The sequence below is a fragment of the Flavonifractor sp. HCP28S3_F3 genome (genome assembly GCF_052065355.1).
GTDB lineage: Bacteria > Bacillota > Clostridia > Oscillospirales > Oscillospiraceae > Flavonifractor.
Map to the genome: position 1 here is coordinate 86,429 of NZ_JBQHUF010000005.1, position 17,863 is coordinate 104,291.

The following is a 17,863-nucleotide window of genomic DNA, read 5'->3' on the forward strand; positions in this document are numbered from 1 at the left end:
AAGTTCAGCTAAAATGGCCGTAATCAAATCCTGATACAGGCAATGATGGGAAGAAAGCACGTCCCGTCCCGCTCAGAGAACCGGTGGTTGGTGCGAACCGGCGCGGGGAAGCGTGTGGATACTGAGCCCGGAGCCGTCCGTCTGAACCTTTTGTAAGTAGGGCGGGCCGTCACGGCCACGTTACAGGCCGCGGCCTTGTTGGAGGCCATGAGCGTCCGTCGGTGACGGCGGGCGGAAGCAGGGTGGTACCGCGTATCTTACGCCCCTGACCATAATCTGGTCAGGGGCGTTTCTTTTTGCATCCTGGCCCAAGGAGGAATTTTATTATGAAGCCCGCACAGGAAAAGTACATCCCCTTCGTACCCATCAAAATGGAAAAGCGCGCCTGGCCCGACAAGGAACTGAAGGCCCCTCCCATCTGGTGCTCTGTTGATCTTCGAGACGGCAACCAGGCCCTCATTGACCCCATGAACGTGGAGGAAAAGCTGGAGCTGTTCCACACCCTGGTAGATATCGGCGTCAAGGAGATCGAGGTGGGCTTCCCCTCCGCCTCCGAGACCGAGTATGAGTTTATCCGCACCCTTATCGAGGGTGGCCACATCCCCGACGACGTGACCATCCAGGTGCTGGTCCAGGCCCGTGAGCATCTGATCCGCCGTACCTTTGAGGCTATCGAGGGCGCCAAGCACGTCATCTTCCACTTCTACAACTCCACCTCCACCCTCCAGCGGAAGGTGGTCTTCCACACCGACGTGGCCGGCGTCACCCAGATCGCCGTGGACGCCGCCCACCTCATCCGGGAGCTGAGCCAGCCCGCCATCGACGCCGGCATGGACCTGCGCTATCAGTACTCCCCTGAGTCCTTCATGGGCACCGAGATGGACGCCGCCGTGGAGATCTGCCAGGCTGTCATTGAGGCCATCGGCGCCACTCCCGAGCACAAGATCATCCTCAACCTGCCCACCACGGTGGAGAACTGCATGCCCAACTACTTCGCCGACGAGATCGAGTATTTTATCAACAAGCTGCCCAGCCGGGAGTGCGCCATCATCTCCCTCCACCCCCACAACGACCGTGGTGAGGGCGTGGCCACCGCGGAGCTGGGCCAGCTGGCAGGTGCCGAGCGGGTGGAGGCCACCCTCTTCGGCAACGGTGAGCGCACCGGCAACGTAGATATGGTCACCCTGGCTCTCAACCTGTACACCCAGGGCGTGGACCCCAAGCTGGACTTCTCCAACATCAACAAGATCCGGGACGTGTATGAGAAGGTCACCAAGATGAAGATCGGCGAGCGGCAGCCCTATGTGGGCGAGCTGGTGTTCACCGCCTTCTCCGGCTCCCACCAGGACGCCATCAACAAGGGCACCCGCTACATGGAGGAGAGCGGCACCGAGTACTGGGAGGTACCCTACCTGCCCATCGATCCCGCCGACGTGGGCCGTCAGTACGAGCCCATCATCCGCATCAACTCCCAGTCCGGCAAGGGCGGCGCCGCCTTCGTTATGCAGCACAGCTTTGGTTTCGACCTGCCCAAGGCCATGCACCCCGAGTTCGGCCACATCGTTCAGGTGGAGACCGACCGTGTGGGCAAGGAGCTCAAGGCGGAGGCCATCTACGATCTGTTCAAGACCCACTATATCGACGCCATTTCCCCCTACGAGCTGGTGCGCCACTCCTTTGCCGAGTTTACCGACGAGGAGGGCCATTCCCACGTTACCTTCGCTGGTACCATCCGCCACACCGACACCACCTTCCAGGTCCAGGGCTCCGGCAACGGCCCCATCGACGCCTTCTTCAACGCGATTCACGGTCAGAAGATGGATCGCTTCACCTTCGTGGATTACAGCGAGCACGCCATCAAGCAGGGCTCTGACTCCCAGGCTGTGGCCTACATCCACCTCCAGGACGAGGAGGGCAAGGACTGGTTCGGCGTGGGCATGAGCCACAACATCAACCTGGCCCCTCTGAAGGGCATCCTCTCCGCCATCAACCGGGCGGTAAACAAGGACGGCATCTGAATGCAGCAAAAGCGGCGGGGATTTCCCCGCCGCTTTTTATTCCACCACGATATCTTCTTTCGGTACCTTGGACCAGTCAAAAATTTGAGCCAATTCTTTCGGCAAGACCGGCTCCGGCCGGTCCAGCTGCCCCGCCCAGTACCCCAGCAGGCCGGTAAGCTCCGCAGGGGTGAACCGCTGCCGCAGGGCACCCATGTCCAAATCCTTTTCCCGTTTGGACAGCCGCCGCCCGTCCGGGGCCGTCAGCAGAGGCACGTGATAAAATTCCGGCGGAGTGAGGCCCAGCAGCTCATACAGATAAAGCTGCCGGGGTGTGGAGTCCAGCAGATCCCGGCCCCGCACCACCTGATTGACCGCCATGGCTCCGTCGTCGTACACCACCGCCAACTGGTAGGCATACACCCCGTCGGACCGGCGGAGAATAAAGTCCCCGCAATCAGAGAGCAGGTTTTCGGCATAAAAACCTTGCAGTCCATCTGTAAAGGAAATCTCCCTGTCAGGAACTGTCAAACGCCAGGCAGGACGGCGTGTTTTGGCCAGTTCGTTCCGCTCCTCTTCTGTCAAGCGTTTACACTTGCCACCATAGATCACCTGTCCATCAGACCGATGGGGGGCGGAGGCGGCCAACCGCTCCGCCCGGGTACAGAAACAGGGGTAGATCAGGCCCTGTTCTTCCAGGCGCTGGAAGGCGGCGGCATATAGCTGCGTGCGTTCACTCTGGCGGTAGGGGCCGTGGGGACCGCCCTTCTCATAGCCCTCGTCCCAGTCCAGCCCCAGCCACCGCAGATCGTCCGCCAGCTGGGCGGCATACTCCTCTTTACAGCGGTCGGGGTCCAGATCCTCCATTCGCAGCACCATGACCCCGCCGGCGGAGCGCACCGACAGCCAGGCCAGCAGGGCGGAAAACAGGTTGCCCAGGTGCATCCGCCCGCTGGGACTGGGGGCAAAGCGCCCCCGAAGCTCTCCCATGCCTCTCCCTCCTTTTTGCCCCATTCTACCACATCCCTCTTTTTTATGCTATACTGAAGACCACAGGAGGTATTGCCATGAATTTCTGCCGCGTGCCCCCCTCGGGGGCGCTCCACGATCTGGAGCACATCTGGAACTACGCCCTGCCCCCCTTCCGCATCGGGCCCCACGTCTACGGGGTGGGCGGGAACAACGATGTAAGCGTCTATCTGCTGGACAGCGGTGAAGGGCTGATCCTGCTGGACACCGGCATGAAGGAGCTGCTCTACCTCATCATAGATTCCATCCACCGGCTGGGGTTTGATCCCCGGCAGATCAAGGCCATCCTCATCAGCCACGGCCACGGCGACCACTGCAACGGAGCCATGGCTCTCCACACCCTCACTGGGGCGGAGATCTGGATGAACGCGGTGGACGAGGTCTTTTACCGGCAGCACCCCATTCCGGAGCTGGGGTACATCCCCTTCCCTGTCCACCACCACTTTGGGGACGGAGAGGTCTTCTCCATGGGCCGGTTCCATATCCGCACCCGCTTCACCCCCGGGCACACCCCGGGCACCACCTCTTTCTTCTTCACGGATACCGACGAGGACACCGGGAAAACCTGGCGGCTGGCCATGCACGGAGGCGTGGGGGCAGACACCATGCGGCCCGCCGCCCTGCGGGCGCTGGGACTGCCGGAGAGCCTGGCCCACCAGTTTATTCAGGACTGCGAGGAATTGGCCGGGGAGCCGGTGGACATCTGCCTGCCCAGTCACCTGAATCAAACCAACCTGGCTGCCAACCTGCCGGAAAATCCCATGGACTATACTCCCCTGATCGCTCCGGAGGTATGGCCCTCACTGATGCAGGAGCGGGCAGCGACTGTAAAGGCATTTTATCCCGATATCTACGGGATCTGAGCTTCTCCCGTTGCTTTTTCCGCCGAATCTGGTATACTGAATATAATATGATTTGCTCCGAGCGGTACCGCCTAAGGGCTTCGCCTATGGCGCTCCGCCAGGGTCCGGCTGGAAACGGCCCGGCCTTCCGTCTTTGAAAAGGAGCCTCTTTTCCAAAGGGGATATTGTACCCTTTTGGCCGGAGGTACCGCAGAAGACGGTACCTCTTTTTTGTTCGGGAGGAACACGATATGAAGCTGATCGATACCAAGCAGGCGGTAGGCCATGTGCTCTGTCACGACCTGACCCAGATCATCCCCGGCGTCACCAAAGACGCCCGGTTCCGCAAGGGACACGTTGTCACCGAGGAGGACATTCCCGTGCTGCTGAGCATGGGAAAGGAGCACCTCTATGTATGGGAAAAGCAGCCGGGGATGCTCCACGAGGACGAAGCGGCGGAACGGCTGCGTGCTCTGTGCCAGAACGAGCACATGCACCCCACGCCGGTAAAGGAGGGCAAGATCGAGCTGATCGCCGACTGCGACGGCCTGTTCCAGGTGGATGTGGCGCGGCTCAACGCCATCAACGGCGAGGACGAGATTATGATCGCTACCCGCCACACCAACACCGCCGTCCGCAAGGGGGACAAGCTGGCGGGCACCCGCATCATCCCTCTGGTCATTGCGGAGGACAAGCTGAAGGAAGTGGAGGACCGGGCGGGAACCACCCCTATTCTCTCCCTCACTCCCTGGAAGCTGAAAACCTGCGGCCTCATTACCACTGGCAGCGAAGTGGCAAACGGCCTCATTCAGGACAGCTTTACCCCCGTTATCATTCAGAAGCTGGCCGCCTACGGCATTGAAGTCACCCACCACTGCCTGCCGGGGGACGATATGGCCGCCATCACCGCCGCCGCCCTGGATTTCAAGGAAAAGGGCGTGGACTTGATTTTGTGCACCGGCGGCATGAGCGTGGACCCCGACGACCGCACCCCCGGGGCTATCAAGGCCACCGGGGCGGAGATCGTGTCCTACGGTGCCCCAGTGCTGCCGGGAGCCATGTTCCTGCTGGGCTACTTTGCCGACGGCACCCCCATTCTGGGCCTGCCCGGCTGCGTCATGTACGCCAAAGCCACTGTATTTGACCTGATGCTCCCCCGCATTGCTGCCGGCGTGCGGGTGGGCCGTGCCGACCTGAAGGCTTTGGGCCACGGCGGTCTATGCCTGGGCTGCGGCGAGTGTCATTACCCCATCTGCCCCTTCGGGAAAGGCGTATAAATGGTCACCGGAATTTCATTGGAGGAAGCGGTGGCTCGGATGACTGCCCCTCTCTCCCCGCTGGGGACAGAAGCCCTGTCTCTGGAGCAGGCGCTGGGCCGGACCCTGGCGGCAGACGTGACCGCCCCCCTGGATCAGCCGCCCTTTGACCGCTCACCCCTGGACGGCTACGCCCTCCGCTCCACCGATCTGACGGACGCGGACAAAGCCCATCCCACCGTTTTAGAGGTGGTAGATACCGTATACGCCGGAGACGAGGCCAATATCCCCGTAAACCCCGGCCAGGCAGTGCGGATCATGACGGGGGCCATGCTCCCCCCCGGCTGTGACTGCGTGGTGCCCCAGGAGGACACCGATCAGGGGTCGCCGGTAAAGATATTTGTCTCTCTGAACCCTTATCAGAATTATGTCTACCGGGGAACGGATTACCGGAAAGGCTCGGTGCTGCTGAAAAAGGGCACCCGTTTGGACGCCGCCGCCCTGGGCGTGCTGGCCAGCACCGGGCTGACAGAGGCGGAGGTCTGCCGCAGGCCCAGGGTGGGCCTGCTCACCACCGGAGACGAGGTGGTATCCCCCGGAACGCCTCTTCCTGCCGGGAAGATCTACGGCTCCAACCAGATGCTGCTGGCCGCCCGGCTGGCGGAGCTGGGCTTCGAGACCGAGACCGCCCATCAAGGGGATGACCCCGCCGCCGTGGCGGAGGCCATGAAGCAGCTGCTGAAAACCTGCGATGTACTGATCACCACCGGCGGGGTGTCAGTGGGCGACAAGGACATCTTCCACCAGGCTCTTCCCCTGCTGGGAGCGGAGCAGGTGTTCTGGCGGGTGAATCTGAAGCCGGGCACCCCCGCCATGTACTCCGTCTGGCAGAACAAGCCCATTCTGTCCTTGTCGGGCAATCCCTTTGCCGCCGCCGCCACCTTTGAACTGCTGGCCCGGCCCCTGCTGGCCGCTTTGGCCGGAGAGGAAGGGCCTCGGTGGGGAGAAGGGGTGCTGGACACCCCCTTCCCCAAGGCCAGTCCCAGGCGGCGGTTCATCCGGGGCAGGTATGAGAACGGACATATCACCCTGCCGGAGGGCCACTCCTCCGGGATGCTCTCCTCCCTGGTGGGGTGCAACTGCCTGGCGGAGCTTCCGGCGGGCTCCCCTCCGGCGGAGGTGGGCACGCGGGTACGAATCCTGCTGCTGTAATCGGGAGGTTGTTATGGAACCTGTATTCAATCATTTTGACGAGGCGGGCAACGCCATCATGGTGGACGTGACCAGCAAGGAGCCCACCTTCCGCACCGCCGTGGCTGAGGGGAAAATCTTTGTCACCCGGCCTATTCTGGACGCCATCACCGGCCGCACCGCCGCCAAGGGGGACGTGCTGGGGGTGGCCCGGGTGGCGGGCATCATGGCCGCCAAGCGCACCTCTGAACTGATCCCTCTGTGTCACCCTCTGCTGCTCAGCCATCTCTCGGTGGAATTTGAGGTTTTGGAGGACGAATGCGCCGTCCGGGCGGAGTGTACCGTAAAGCTCTCCGGCAAAACAGGCGTAGAGATGGAAGCTCTCACCGGGGTATCCGTAGCCCTGCTCACCATCTACGACATGTGCAAAGCCATCGACAAGGGCATGGAGCTGGGCGAGATCCACCTGGTTCACAAAGAGGGCGGCAAGTCGGGGGTGTACGACCGTGGGTAAGCCCGTGGTGATCGCCGTTTCCGGGGTGAAGAACTCCGGCAAAACCACCCTCATTGAAACCATGCTCCCCCTACTGACAGAGGCGGGGCTGAACGTGGCAGTGGTCAAGCACGACGGGCACTGCTTTGATCCCGACCCGCCGGGCACCGACACCGGCCGGTTCATGGCCGCCGGAGCGGCGGGTACCGCCATCTTTGACGGGGAGAAATTCAAGATCGTGAAAAAGCAGCCGGTAACGGAGGATGTCCTCATTGGCCAATTCCCGGAGGCCGACCTGATTTTACTGGAGGGCTTCAAGCACACCGCCTGGCCCAAGCTGGAGGTGGTGCGGGGAGAGATTTCCCATGCCCCGGTTTCCGACCCGGCCACGCTGGTGGCGCTGGTCACCGACTTGAAGCTGCATCTGCCTGGCATCCCCACCCTGCCACTGGGAGAGCCGAAGGCGGCGGCTGACCTGCTGCTGGACTATATCCAAAAGGAGAGAATCAAAGATGCTTGACGCCCTGGGGCGGAACATCCGCTACCTGCGCATCTCGGTCACCGACCGGTGCAACCTGCGCTGCCGCTACTGCATGCCGGCAGAAGGTGTGGAGTGGGTGGACCACAGCGCCATCCTCACCTATGAACAGATCACCCGTCTGGTGGGTCTGTTTGCCGCCATGGGGGTGGAAAAGGTGCGGCTTACCGGCGGGGAGCCCCTGGTGCGAAAGGGGCTGGACAGTCTGGTAAGGAGCATCAAGCAGACGCCCGGCATCCGCAGTGTATACCTGACCACCAACGGTCTGCTGCTGGCCGACCAGCTGCCCGGCCTGCTGGAAGCGGGGCTGGACGGGGTGAATCTCAGCCTGGACACCCTGGATCGGACCCAGTTTGAAGCCATCACCCGCCGTGACGAGCTGGATCGGGCCCTGGCGGGCCTGAACGCCGCCCTGGCCGCTCCCGGCCTGACGGTGAAGCTCAACTGCGTCCCCTCCGGGGAGAATGACGATCAGCTGGTGCCTCTGGCGGCCCTGGCCAAGGATCGGGAGCTGGCAGTGCGGTTCATTGAACTGATGCCCATTGGTCTGGGCTCCTCCCTCACCCGCCGGACGGAGGCGGAGGTGCTGACCATTCTGGAAGCCGCCTTCGGCCCCGCTCTTCCCTGCCCCCAGGAGGCGGGCGGCGGACCGGGCCGGTATGTCACCTTCCCCGGCTTCCGGGGCAAGGTGGGCTTTATCAGCGCGGTGAGCCACCGGTTCTGCCAGAGCTGCGACCGGGTGCGGCTCACCGCCGGTGGATTTTTGAAAACCTGCCTGCAGTATGACTGCGGCGCGGATCTGAAAGCCCTGCTGGACGCCGGCGCGGGCGACGCCGCACTGGCAGCGGCCATCCGGGCGGCCATCACCAAAAAGCCGGAGGGGCACCATTTCGGGCAGGCCTCCACCGGCCGGGACGAGGGCCGGAACATGAACCAGATTGGAGGGTAAGACATGGGTAAGGTAATTGCCGTCTGCGTCAGCGAGCAGAAGGGCACCCAGAAGAAAAATGTAGGCTCCGCCCAGTTCGTGGAGGATTGGGGCATTCAGGGAGATGCCCACGCGGGCAAGTGGCACCGGCAGGTGTCCCTGCTGTCTCACGAGCAGGTGGAGGCCTTCCGGGCCAGAGGCGCCGTGGTGGACGACGGCGCTTTCGGCGAAAATCTGGTGGTGGAGGGCTACGACTTCAAGGCCCTGCCCATCGGCACCAAATTCAAATGCAACGACGTGGTGCTGGAGCTGACCCAGGTGGGCAAGCAGTGCCACGCCCACTGCGAGATCTACAAGGTGATGGGCGACTGCATCATGCCCCGGGAAGGGGTATTTACCAAGGTGCTCCACGGGGGCACCATCTCGGTGGGAGACGAGCTCACCATTGTGGAGGAGGGGTAATATGCGAGTGGCCATCATCACCCTCAGCGACTCCGGCTACGCCGGACAGCGGGAGGACAAGAGCGGCCCGGTGATCCGGGCGCTGGCAGAACATGCAGGCTATGAAGTGGTGCACACCGCCCTCCTGCCCGACGGCGTGGAACCCTTGGCCTCTGAACTGAAGCGGCTGTGCGACGAGGACATGGCCGACCTGATCCTCACTACGGGCGGCACCGGCTTCTCCCCCACCGACCTGACCCCGGAGGCCACCCTGTCCGTGGTGGAGCGCCCCGCCCCCGGCATTGCCGAGGCCATGCGGTACAACTCCCTCCAGATCACCCCCCGGGCCATGCTGAGCCGGGCGGCGGCAGGCATCCGCAAGAAAACCCTCATCGTCAACCTACCGGGCAGCCCCAAGGCGGTGCGGGAGTGCCTGGAATTTATCCTCCCCTCTCTGGGCCACGGCCTGGAGATCCTCAGGGGGACTGCGGGCAACTGCGCCCGTTAACATAAGTCCTGAATTCTTCGAGCCCGTGGCGCCTAAAGCGTGAGCCATGGCGGCGGGCCGGGGCATGTCCGGAAACGGGCACGCCTACCATTTTGTAAAGGAGAATGCAGCATGAAAAAACTCGTATCCCTGACCCTGGCACTGACACTAGCTCTGGGCCTCACCGCCTGCGGAAGCACAACTCCCGGCACCGTTGACAGCCCGGCGGCCCAGAACAGCGAGACCCCGGCTCCTGAAGCGGAGACTGTGGACGTGGTGGTATTTGCCGCCGCCTCCATGGAGGCTACCCTCACTGAGATCGCCGAGCAGTACAAAGAGGTGGCCCCCAACGTGAACCTGATTTTCACCTTTGACTCCTCCGGCACCCTGAAAACCCAGATCGAGGAGGGCGCGGTGTGCGACCTGTTCATCTCCGCCGCCCAGAAGCAGATGAATCAACTGGACAGCGCCGATACCACCGGCACCAACGAAGGGCTGGACTTCGTTCTGTCCGACACCCGCATCAACTTTGTGGAGAACAAGGTGGTGCTGGCGGTGCCTGACGACAACCCCAAGGGCATTGAGTCCTTCCAGGACCTGGCCTCCGACAAGCTGGAGCTGCTCTGCCTGGGCAACGACGACGTGCCGGTGGGCGCCTACTCCCTGCAGATCCTGGACACCCTGGGCATCGACATCGCCGGTCTGGAATCTGACGGCAAGGTGACCTACGCCTCCAACGTATCTGAAGTGGCTACCCAGGTGAAGGAAGGTGCCGTGGACTGCGGCATCATCTACGCCACCGACGCCTTTACTTATGAGCTGAACGTGGTGGATCAGGCCACCGCCGACATGTGTGACCAGGTCATCTATCCCGCCGCCGTGATGAAGTGCGGCGGCAGCGAGGCCAGCCAGGAGGCCGCCCAGGCTTTCCTGGACTACATCCACACCAACGAGAGCGCCATTGCTGTGCTGGAGGGCGTGGGCTTTACCGTGTTATAAGCGAGGACGGTGGATGTTTTGGACTGGTACCCCCTCTTTAACTCTCTGCGGATCGCCGCCATCTCCACTATTATCATCTTTTTCCTGGGCATCTTTGCCGCCTATTACGTAGCCAAGCTGCCCCGGCTGGTAAAGGGCGTGCTGGACGTGGTGCTCACCCTGCCCCTGGTGCTCCCTCCTACCGTAGTGGGCTATTTCCTGCTGCGGCTGCTGGGACCCAAACGGGTGCTGGGCATGTGGTTTCTGGAGGTCTTTGACTTGCGGCTCACTATGGTGTGGTACTCCGCTATCTTCGCCTCGGCGGTGGTGGCCTTTCCCCTGATGTATCGCACCGCCCGGGGTGCCTTTGAGTCCTTCGACATGACCCTGGCCCACGCGGCCCGCACCCTGGGCCGCTCCAACACCTGGATTTTCTGGCGGGTGATGCTGCCCTGCTGCAAACAGGGGATCATCGCCGGAACGGTGCTGGCCTTCGCCCGGGCTCTGGGTGAGTACGGCGCCACCGCCATGATCGCCGGGTACACCCCCGGCAAGACCGCTACCATCTCCACCACGGTGTATCAGCTGTGGCGCACCGGGGATGACGCGGGAGCCATGAAATGGGTGCTGGTCAACCTGGCCATCTCCGCCGTGGTGCTGCTGTGTGTCAACATGCTGGAGAAAAAGGACCGCAGGCCCCGCAGGAAGGCGGCTCCCGTGTCCGGGGAGGTGGAATAATGCGCCTGTTTGTGGATGTCCATAAGGACCTTGGTGCGTTCAAGCTGGACGTGTCCTTTGAGACGGAAAGCGGGCAGATCACCGGCCTGCTGGGAGCCTCCGGCTGCGGCAAGAGCATGACCCTGCGGTGCATCGCCGGGATCGAAAAGCCCGACCGGGGCCGCATTGTACTGGATGACAGGGTGCTGTTTGATTCGGAACGGCACATCGACCTGCCCCCCCAAAAGCGGCGGGTGGGTTATCTATTCCAGAACTACGCCCTGTTCCCCAACATGACGGTGGTACAGAACATTGCCGTGGGCGTGCGGGATAAAAAGACCCGGCGCGAGACGGTAGAGCGGCTGGTGCATACCCTCTGCCTGGAAGGGCAGGAGAAAAAGTATCCCCGGCAGCTTTCCGGCGGACAGCAGCAGCGGGTGGCGCTGGCCCGCATCCTGGCCAGCGCGCCGGAGGTGCTGCTGCTGGACGAACCCTTCTCCGCCCTGGACAGCTACCTGAAATGGCAGGTCACGGCGGAAATGGAGGATTTGCTGGGCCAATTCGGCGGTCCGGTTCTGTTTGTCTCTCATGCCCGGGATGAAGTACGTCAGCTGTGCACGCACGCCTGCATTCTGGACCAGGGGCGCACCCAGCCCATGCAGCCAGTGGCGCAGCTGTTTGAACGTCCCTGCACGTTGTCCGCCTGCCTGCTGTCCGGATGCAAGAATATCTCCCGGGCCAGAGCCACGTCGGACGGCAAAATAGAGGCCCTGGACTGGGGCGCTATCCTGGATCCCGGCCAGCTTCCGCCCCCCGGCCTTACCCATGTGGCTGTGCGCTCCCACAGCGTCCGCCCGGCGGAAGGCCCCGGCCCCAACCGCCTTCCCTGCAAGGTGGAACGGGCAACGGAAAATATATTCTCCACTACGGTCACACTGTCCACCCCCGGCGGCGGCCAGGGCTTCTCCCGGCTGCGCATTGAGCTGGAAAAGGACCGGTGGCCGGAGCTGGCGGACAAAGACCCCCTGTGGCTGGAACTTCCCGCCGGGGATCTGCTGCTGTTGACCCAGGACGCATAAAAAATGAGGAACCGGTGTGGCCGGTTCCTCGTTTTTTATTCCGATAAGTCTATCGAATAGTCCACTTCGGTAACTTCACAGGGGATCTTCACTCCGTTAGAGGTAACCTCTAACTTAGCCGCCCGGTCTCCTGTACAAGTGGCAAGCACCAGGTATTCTCCCGTTCGTTCGCCGCCTGTGGACATCTCCAGGCCCAGGACGTCTCCCCCGAACAGGCCTGAACTGCTGCGCACTCTGATTTCCGACTGATCCACCATTTCAGGCAGGTAGACCAGGTACTGCACCTGGGTCTCGTCACCAGACGGCTCCGTGTGGCAGAGCACATGGGCAGCCTTTCCTTCCCTGTCCAGATTGTCGAACCACGTCTTTACCCGGGCATCCTCCGCCAGGCTCAGATACTCTTCCACAGGCATGGAGGTGACCCCTGCGCCGTGGGCGCTGTTGGAGGCCGTAGCGAAACCCAGGAACAGGAAGACGGCCAGGATCAGCAGGATGGGAATGAGAATGACCACCAGGAGGATCTTCCACAGGGTCTTGTCCTGCCGTCGCACCGGGGGCGTAAAGCCCTCCCCGAACTCGGGCAGAGGGTCGCCGCAGTGGGGGCACACCTTCCAGTCCGGCTCCACCGGAGCAGCACAGTTGGGACAGGTGGCCTTCAGTCGGGCTCCGCACTTCGGGCAGGAGACATACCGCTCGGTGACGGGTGCAGCACAGCTGGGACATTTCAGGTCTGAGTAGCTGCCCCGAACCAGCAGGTAGATGATCAGGCCCACGAACACGGGAGCCAGCACTGCCACCAGGGTCCACAAAACAGCGTTCATCCCCCGGCGGCTGGCGTCCCGGTAAACATAGACGCCCACCAGCACGGGGATGCCCACCAGGACCGCCAGGTATACAATGAGAAACAGGACTATATTCAGCGTCAGCACCATGTGAGTTCCCTCCTTTTCTGTATAAACACAACGGCAAGGACACAGGCCCCCGTAACGGCGGCGCAAAGATAGGCCAAGCAGGCCAGGGTCAGGGTGGGATAAACCGGATACAGCAGTCCCGCCGTCAGGAACAAACAGAGCAGGCACAGCATCCCGGCCAGCACCAGCAGGGTGGTCTGCCGCCGTAAGCGGCGGCGCTCCAGCTCCGCCTGCAGGGCGCTCTCCCGCAGGACGGGGGGCGTTTTCCCGTCAAAACGGTAGATCTGCTTCATGCTCCAATGCCTCCTTCAATCGTTTTCGCGCGTGATTCAATCGGGACTTCATGGTACCCACCGGGATGCCCAAAATCTGCGCCGCCGATGTAAGGTCCATGTCCCGGAAGTAGAACAGGATCACCGCCACCCGCAGCTTGTCGGGCAGTCGGTCAATGGCCTGGTGGAGGTCGGCGTAGGCCTCCTCTCCCTTTGTCTCCTCCGCCGGTACCGACGCCAGAAGGGCGTCCTTCTCCTCATTGGTGGAGAAGCGGTTCCAAATGGGGCTGCGGGCCAGCCGACGGAGAGTGCTGCGGTAGGTATTGACGCAGATGCGGGTGAGCCAGGGTTCAAAAGGCTGAGCAGGGTCGTACTGATCCAGATGGGCCAGTGCCTTGAGCCAGGTCTCCTGATACAGGTCGTCCGCGTCATGGGGGCTGGCGCAGAGGGTGCGGCACAGGCCGTACAGCCGCGTGCCATATTGCCGGATATAGACGTCTATCAAGTGCTCCCGCCCCCTTTCACTGACACATACGAACCAAACGGGCAAAAGGTTCACCAGTTTTCAAAAAAAGCGGGCCGCCAAGCGGCCCGCTTTCCGTTTTACTTGCCCAGCTCTTTGTTTTTGGCGAAGGCTGCCATCACCGCCTGGATGGCGGCGGAGCGGAAGCCATTCTCCTCCAGAGCGGCCACGCCCACAATGGTGGAGCCGCCGGGCGAGCACACCTCGTCCTTCAGCTGGCCGGGGTGCTTGCCGGTCTCCAGCACCATAGCCGCGGCACCCAGCACGGTCTGGGCGGCGTAGGTCTGGGCCTGAGCCCGGGGCAGACCGGCCATGACACCGCCGTCGGCCAGTGCCTCGATAAACTGATACACGTAGGCCGGACCGCAGCCTGCCACGGCGGTATACTGGTCCATCAGCCCCTCGCTGATGCGCTCCACCCGGCCGGCGTCGGCCAGGATGGCCTCCACGGCGGCAAGACCGGCCTCGTTCCCCACACCGCCGTCGGTGAGGGCCAGCATCCCCTTGCCGATGGCCGCGCAGGTATTGGGCATCACCCGCAGAATGGGGATGTCCCAGGAAATGCCCTGGAGGAACCCCCGGAGGGCAGCGATCTCCACCCCGGCGGCGATGGACACCAGGGTCTTGTCCTCCCCCCGCTCATGGCAGGCGTTGAGGGCGGGCACCAGGGCAGCCGCCACGCCGGAGAGCACCTGAGGCTTGACGCAGAGGAAAACCACCTCCGCCCCCTCCACAGCGGCCACGTTGTCCGCCGCCGCGGTGCAGCCCAGCTCAGCTGCCAGCTCCTCTGCCTTCTCTTTTGCATAGTCGGCAATGAGCACCTGCTCCGGCCCAATGGCCCGGCAGGCCGCCCGAATCAGGGCTCCGCCCATGTTGCCGCTGCCGATAAACGAAACGCGTTTCATATCTGTCATCCTTTCTCTTTTCACCAGTCCGGTTCCAGGTCGTCCAGCAGTTCCAGCTCCCGGAACACCGCCGCCACCCGGGCCTCATATTCCGCAGGGTCCTTCGCCTTGCGGATGGCTTTTCCATACTTTGCTCCGTCCCGAAACAGACAGATCAGATAGCACCACAGCTCCTTCATCCGCAGCATAGCGCTGTGCCGGCTGCCGAAGCCCTCCGTGTAGCTGTCAAAAACCTCAGACAAGAAGCCCTTCAGCTCCTCTTTGGAGGCGGCAGGACCTCCCGCCAGCTTCCGAGCCAGAGCCGGGTCGCCAATCAGCCCCCGGCCCAGCATGAGCCGCTCCACACCGGGGCACTCCCCCCGGAATACCTCCACCGCCTCCACGGTATTCAGGTCTCCGTTATAGCACACCGGCGCACGGCTCTTGGCCGCCGCGACGGCAAACAGCTCTCGCCGGGGGTGGTTCTTATATTGGTCCTTCTGCACCCTGGGATGGATGATCAGTTCCTTGATCGGATACTGATTATAAAGCTCCAGAATGGGCCAGAATTCCTCCGGATCGGCAATGCCCAGGCGGGTTTTAATAGAGATCGCAATGGGGCATTTGGCGAAAACCTCCTCCAGAAAGGCCGCCAACTCCTCAGGATGGGCCAGGAATCCCGCTCCCTTCCCCTTGGCGGTCACTGTGCCGGAGGGACAGCCCAGATTCAGGTTGACCTCCTCATATCCCATATCCGCCAATGCGTTGGCCGCCCACAGAAAGTCATCCGCCCGGCGGGTCAGCAGCTGAGGCACCAGCGGCACCCCGGCATTGCCCGCCGGTTCGATCTCCCGCAGCTCCCGCTTGGGAAACACGTGATCCTGGGTGGGGGAAAGAAAGGGAGTATAATACCGCTCCACGCCACCGAACCACTTCTGATGGGCGCTGCGGTACCATACGCTGGTGACCCCCTCCATGGGGGCGAATTCGATCTTCAAACGGCTCTCTCCTTATTTCACACACTGCTGTTGGAAATTGTAGACCATCCCCTCCCCCCTGTCAAGAGCACTTCCCTCTTGACAACCGACCACTGCGGTGCTATACTTTCCTCGTGGTTAGTTATTGCTAACCGTTATCTTTTCTCTCATAGTTAGTTTTAGCTAACCAAGAAAGGAGCCCACCATGCAGTTTGAACAAGCCCTCATTGAACACGCAGCCCTCACCCTGGCGGGTTTGAAGCCCGCTTCCCTGTTCCGCTTTCTCCCCCGGGACGAAAGCAGGTTCATTCCCTGCTTTCTGGCCTGCCGGGAGGAACTGGCTCGGCGGGGACTGCGGCTCACCATTCTGAAAGGCTGCCGAAAGACGGGCTCCTATCTGATCTGCCTCTACCGGGAGCGGGATCTGACCGCGCTGCTGGACCGGGCAGAGTACCGGCAGTTCCTCTATTCCATGGGCTACCGCCCCTGGGACGGAGTGCAGGGCTGCCTGCGGCAGCTGGCGGTGCGGCTGTGCCTGGAGGAGGAGTTTCCTCACGAGATCGGCGTCTTCCTGGGCTATCCCCTGGAGGATGTGAAGGGTTTCATTACCCACGGCGGCAGGAATTACACCTGCTGCGGCTGCTGGAAGTGCTACGGGGACCCGGAGCGGGCCCAACGGCAGTTCCGGCGCTACCGCCGGTGCACCGATCTGTACCGCCGCCGCTACGCCCAGGGGGCTACCCTGAGGCAGCTCACCGTGGCTGCCTGAATTCTCTTATACGAAAGGAAGGAATACACATGAGCAAGATCGCGATCGTCTATTGGAGCGGCACCGGGAACACTGAGGCCATGGCCAACCTGGTGGCTGAGGGCGTGACCGCCGCCGGCGGGCAGGCGGACCTGCTGACTCCCGAGCTGTTCGATGCCAGACAGGTAGGCAATTACACCGCCTTTGCCTTCGGCTGTCCCTCCATGGGGGCAGAGCAGCTGGAAGAGGCAGAGTTCGAGCCCATGTTTACCGCCGTCAAGCCCAGTCTGGCAGGCAAGACCATCGGTCTGTTCGGCTCCTACGGCTGGGGAGACGGCGAATGGATGCGCACCTGGGCGGCCGACTGTGAGGAGGCCGGGTGTAACCTGGCCGACGAGCCAGTGATTGCCTGCGGGGCTCCTGAGGGGGACGCCGCCGACGCCTGCCGCGCCCTGGGCCGCACGCTGGCCGGCTGAATCCACATATAAAAAAAGGACGCTTCCGCGTCCTTTTTTTATGCCTCAGGCATGCCGCCCATGGCATGCTCTTTAATCTTTTGAAAGGTCTCCTCACTGAGGTCGTGCTCGATCTTGCAGGCGTCCGCCGCCGCCACCTCCGGGCTCACCCCCAGATGAATGAAAAACCGGGTGAGCAGCTTGTGCCGCTCGTAGATCCGGCGGGCGATCTCCTCACCGGCGGGCAACAGGGAGATGAAGCCCTCCTTGTCCATCTCGATATAGCCGCTCTCCCGCAGCTTCTTCATGGCCACACTGACGCTGGGCTTGGAAAAATGCAGGTGATTGGCGATATCAATGGACCGCACCAGACCCTGTGTCTCATGCAGGCTGAGGATGGTCTCCAGATAATTTTCAGCGGATTCGTAAATATTCATGGCGCAGATCCTTTCCAGCAGGGGTCCTTTTCTTACAGTTTAACACAATTCAGCCCTGTTGACAAGGCGGCTCCAGCCGCCGCCAGGCGGGCACCTGACGCCACAGCAGGCAGGCCAGCCAGCCGCACAGCAGGCCCACCGCCATGCCCGCCAGCACGTCGGTGGGGAAATGGACCCCCACATACAGCCGGGAGAAGCCCATCAGGGCGGCCAGCACCACGCCGGTCACCTTCATCCACCGCCGGGGCAGCGTGCGGCACCAGGCGGAGGCGGCGGCAAAGGCCGCGCAGGTATGGCCCGACGGGAAGGAATTGGGGTCGTGCTCTGCCACCAGGGGCACCAGACCCTCCACCGTCAGCCAGGGCCGGGTGCGTCCCACCAGGTGCTTGAGGGCCACATTGGTACACAAAAGGCCCAGCAGCATGGCCAGCAGGCTGGCCAGTCCCGCCTTGCGGGTCTTGCGGAAGCAGAGCATCAGCACAGAGACCGCGATCCACAGCATGCCTGCGTCTCCCAGCTTGGTATATACCTGAAACAGTCCGTTCAGCACCGTGCAGCGCAGGAATTCCTGGATCCACAGCAGCACGCCGCCGTCTATATTCAGCAGCCATTCCGGCATAATCGTTCCTCCTGAAAAAAATCAGGGGCGGCGGGTAACCCGCCGCCCCTTTTTCTCTGAT

At 62.4% G+C, this 17,863-nt stretch carries 22 protein-coding genes, 2 riboswitches and 1 other annotated feature; of the genes, 14 read left to right on the forward strand and 8 right to left on the reverse strand.

What is annotated here, in order from left to right:
- Positions 1-33: 33 nt before the first annotated feature.
- Positions 34-270, forward strand: a binding site (T-box leader).
- A gap of 56 nt (positions 271-326) precedes the next feature.
- Positions 327-2,018 (forward strand): 2-isopropylmalate synthase, encoded by a 1,692-nt coding sequence (gene leuA, locus ACTNB1_RS06620; protein WP_441168467.1) that lies wholly within the window; start codon positions 327-329, stop codon positions 2,016-2,018.
- 36 nt (positions 2,019-2,054) lie between these two features.
- Here the strand turns inward: leuA and gluQRS are convergent, their stop codons facing one another.
- On the reverse strand, positions 2,055-2,987 hold the full coding sequence (gluQRS, locus tag ACTNB1_RS06625) for a tRNA glutamyl-Q(34) synthetase GluQRS (protein WP_441168468.1): 933 nt from the start codon (positions 2,985-2,987) through the stop codon (positions 2,055-2,057).
- Positions 2,988-3,064: 77 nt separating this feature from the next.
- Here gluQRS and ACTNB1_RS06630 point away from each other — a divergent pair, with 77 nt between their 5' ends.
- The 11 genes from ACTNB1_RS06630 (at position 3,065) to ACTNB1_RS06680 (ending at position 11,976) form a co-directional block, all read left to right on the forward strand.
- The gene (locus ACTNB1_RS06630) at positions 3,065-3,889 is read left to right on the forward strand and encodes an MBL fold metallo-hydrolase (protein WP_441168469.1); all 825 of its coding nucleotides are present in this window, start codon (positions 3,065-3,067) and stop codon (positions 3,887-3,889) included.
- Between the two features lie 43 nt (positions 3,890-3,932).
- A riboswitch (molybdenum cofactor riboswitch) is annotated at positions 3,933-4,049 on the forward strand.
- Positions 4,050-4,119: 70 nt separating this feature from the next.
- Positions 4,120-5,145 (forward strand): molybdopterin-binding protein, encoded by a 1,026-nt coding sequence (locus ACTNB1_RS06635; protein WP_441168470.1) that lies wholly within the window; start codon positions 4,120-4,122, stop codon positions 5,143-5,145.
- Positions 5,146-6,336: a molybdopterin molybdotransferase MoeA gene (locus tag ACTNB1_RS06640; RefSeq protein WP_441168471.1), complete on the forward strand. Its 1,191-nt coding sequence runs from the start codon at positions 5,146-5,148 to the stop codon at positions 6,334-6,336.
- A gap of 13 nt (positions 6,337-6,349) precedes the next feature.
- Positions 6,350-6,829 carry a cyclic pyranopterin monophosphate synthase MoaC gene (gene moaC / locus ACTNB1_RS06645; RefSeq protein WP_441168472.1) on the forward strand — a complete coding sequence of 160 codons (480 nt, stop codon included), beginning with the start codon at positions 6,350-6,352 and terminating at the stop codon, positions 6,827-6,829.
- Complete coding sequence (gene mobB, locus ACTNB1_RS06650; RefSeq protein ID WP_441168473.1) at positions 6,822-7,328, forward strand: molybdopterin-guanine dinucleotide biosynthesis protein B; 507 nt, start codon at positions 6,822-6,824, stop codon at positions 7,326-7,328. The genes moaC and mobB overlap by 8 nt, the downstream gene beginning before the upstream one ends.
- Complete coding sequence (moaA, locus tag ACTNB1_RS06655) at positions 7,321-8,295, forward strand: GTP 3',8-cyclase MoaA (protein ID WP_441168474.1); 975 nt, start codon at positions 7,321-7,323, stop codon at positions 8,293-8,295. The genes mobB and moaA overlap by 8 nt, the downstream gene beginning before the upstream one ends.
- 3 nt (positions 8,296-8,298) lie before the next feature.
- The gene (locus tag ACTNB1_RS06660; protein ID WP_441168475.1) at positions 8,299-8,736 is read left to right on the forward strand and encodes an MOSC domain-containing protein; all 438 of its coding nucleotides are present in this window, start codon (positions 8,299-8,301) and stop codon (positions 8,734-8,736) included.
- Between the two features lies 1 nt (position 8,737).
- On the forward strand, positions 8,738-9,223 hold the full coding sequence (locus ACTNB1_RS06665) for a MogA/MoaB family molybdenum cofactor biosynthesis protein (RefSeq protein ID WP_441168476.1): 486 nt from the start codon (positions 8,738-8,740) through the stop codon (positions 9,221-9,223).
- Between the two features lie 3 nt (positions 9,224-9,226).
- A riboswitch (molybdenum cofactor riboswitch) is annotated at positions 9,227-9,342 on the forward strand.
- Positions 9,335-10,201 carry a molybdate ABC transporter substrate-binding protein gene (gene modA / locus ACTNB1_RS06670; protein ID WP_441168477.1) on the forward strand — a complete coding sequence of 289 codons (867 nt, stop codon included), beginning with the start codon at positions 9,335-9,337 and terminating at the stop codon, positions 10,199-10,201. It overlaps the preceding riboswitch by 8 nt.
- Before the next feature lie 18 nt (positions 10,202-10,219).
- On the forward strand, positions 10,220-10,918 hold the full coding sequence (gene modB / locus ACTNB1_RS06675) for a molybdate ABC transporter permease subunit (RefSeq protein ID WP_441168478.1): 699 nt from the start codon (positions 10,220-10,222) through the stop codon (positions 10,916-10,918).
- Positions 10,918-11,976: a sulfate/molybdate ABC transporter ATP-binding protein gene (locus ACTNB1_RS06680; protein ID WP_441168479.1), complete on the forward strand. Its 1,059-nt coding sequence runs from the start codon at positions 10,918-10,920 to the stop codon at positions 11,974-11,976. The genes modB and ACTNB1_RS06680 overlap by 1 nt, the downstream gene beginning before the upstream one ends.
- A gap of 35 nt (positions 11,977-12,011) precedes the next feature.
- Here the strand turns inward: ACTNB1_RS06680 and ACTNB1_RS06685 are convergent, their stop codons facing one another.
- From ACTNB1_RS06685 to ACTNB1_RS06705, 5 genes are all read right to left on the reverse strand, one after another.
- Complete coding sequence (locus ACTNB1_RS06685) at positions 12,012-12,908, reverse strand: zinc ribbon domain-containing protein (protein ID WP_441168480.1); 897 nt, start codon at positions 12,906-12,908, stop codon at positions 12,012-12,014.
- On the reverse strand, positions 12,899-13,180 hold the full coding sequence (locus ACTNB1_RS06690; RefSeq protein WP_441168481.1) for a hypothetical protein: 282 nt from the start codon (positions 13,178-13,180) through the stop codon (positions 12,899-12,901). The genes ACTNB1_RS06685 and ACTNB1_RS06690 overlap by 10 nt, the downstream gene beginning before the upstream one ends.
- A complete protein-coding gene (locus ACTNB1_RS06695; protein ID WP_441168482.1) occupies positions 13,158-13,664 on the reverse strand; it encodes an RNA polymerase sigma factor in 507 nt (168 codons plus the stop codon). The genes ACTNB1_RS06690 and ACTNB1_RS06695 overlap by 23 nt, the downstream gene beginning before the upstream one ends.
- A 98-nt stretch (positions 13,665-13,762) precedes the next feature.
- Positions 13,763-14,587, reverse strand: a complete 825-nt coding sequence (proC, locus tag ACTNB1_RS06700; protein ID WP_441168483.1) for a pyrroline-5-carboxylate reductase — start codon at positions 14,585-14,587, stop codon at positions 13,763-13,765.
- Between the two features lie 20 nt (positions 14,588-14,607).
- On the reverse strand, positions 14,608-15,564 hold the full coding sequence (locus ACTNB1_RS06705) for a tRNA dihydrouridine synthase (RefSeq protein ID WP_441168484.1): 957 nt from the start codon (positions 15,562-15,564) through the stop codon (positions 14,608-14,610).
- A 184-nt stretch (positions 15,565-15,748) separates the two neighbouring features.
- Between ACTNB1_RS06705 and ACTNB1_RS06710 the strand changes: the two genes are divergently transcribed.
- Positions 15,749-16,312, forward strand: coding sequence for a DUF3793 family protein (locus ACTNB1_RS06710; protein WP_441168485.1), 564 nt, complete (start codon positions 15,749-15,751; stop codon positions 16,310-16,312).
- Between the two features lie 29 nt (positions 16,313-16,341).
- Positions 16,342-16,767 (forward strand): flavodoxin, encoded by a 426-nt coding sequence (locus tag ACTNB1_RS06715; RefSeq protein ID WP_441168486.1) that lies wholly within the window; start codon positions 16,342-16,344, stop codon positions 16,765-16,767.
- A gap of 38 nt (positions 16,768-16,805) precedes the next feature.
- On the opposite strand, the gene ACTNB1_RS06720 is transcribed toward ACTNB1_RS06715, so the two are convergent.
- Complete coding sequence (locus tag ACTNB1_RS06720) at positions 16,806-17,183, reverse strand: metal-dependent transcriptional regulator (RefSeq protein ID WP_441168487.1); 378 nt, start codon at positions 17,181-17,183, stop codon at positions 16,806-16,808.
- 49 nt (positions 17,184-17,232) lie between these two features.
- Entirely contained in the window at positions 17,233-17,802 is a 570-nt protein-coding gene (locus ACTNB1_RS06725; RefSeq protein WP_441168488.1) for a phosphatase PAP2 family protein, read from the reverse strand.
- Between the last annotated feature and the right edge of the window lie 61 nt (positions 17,803-17,863).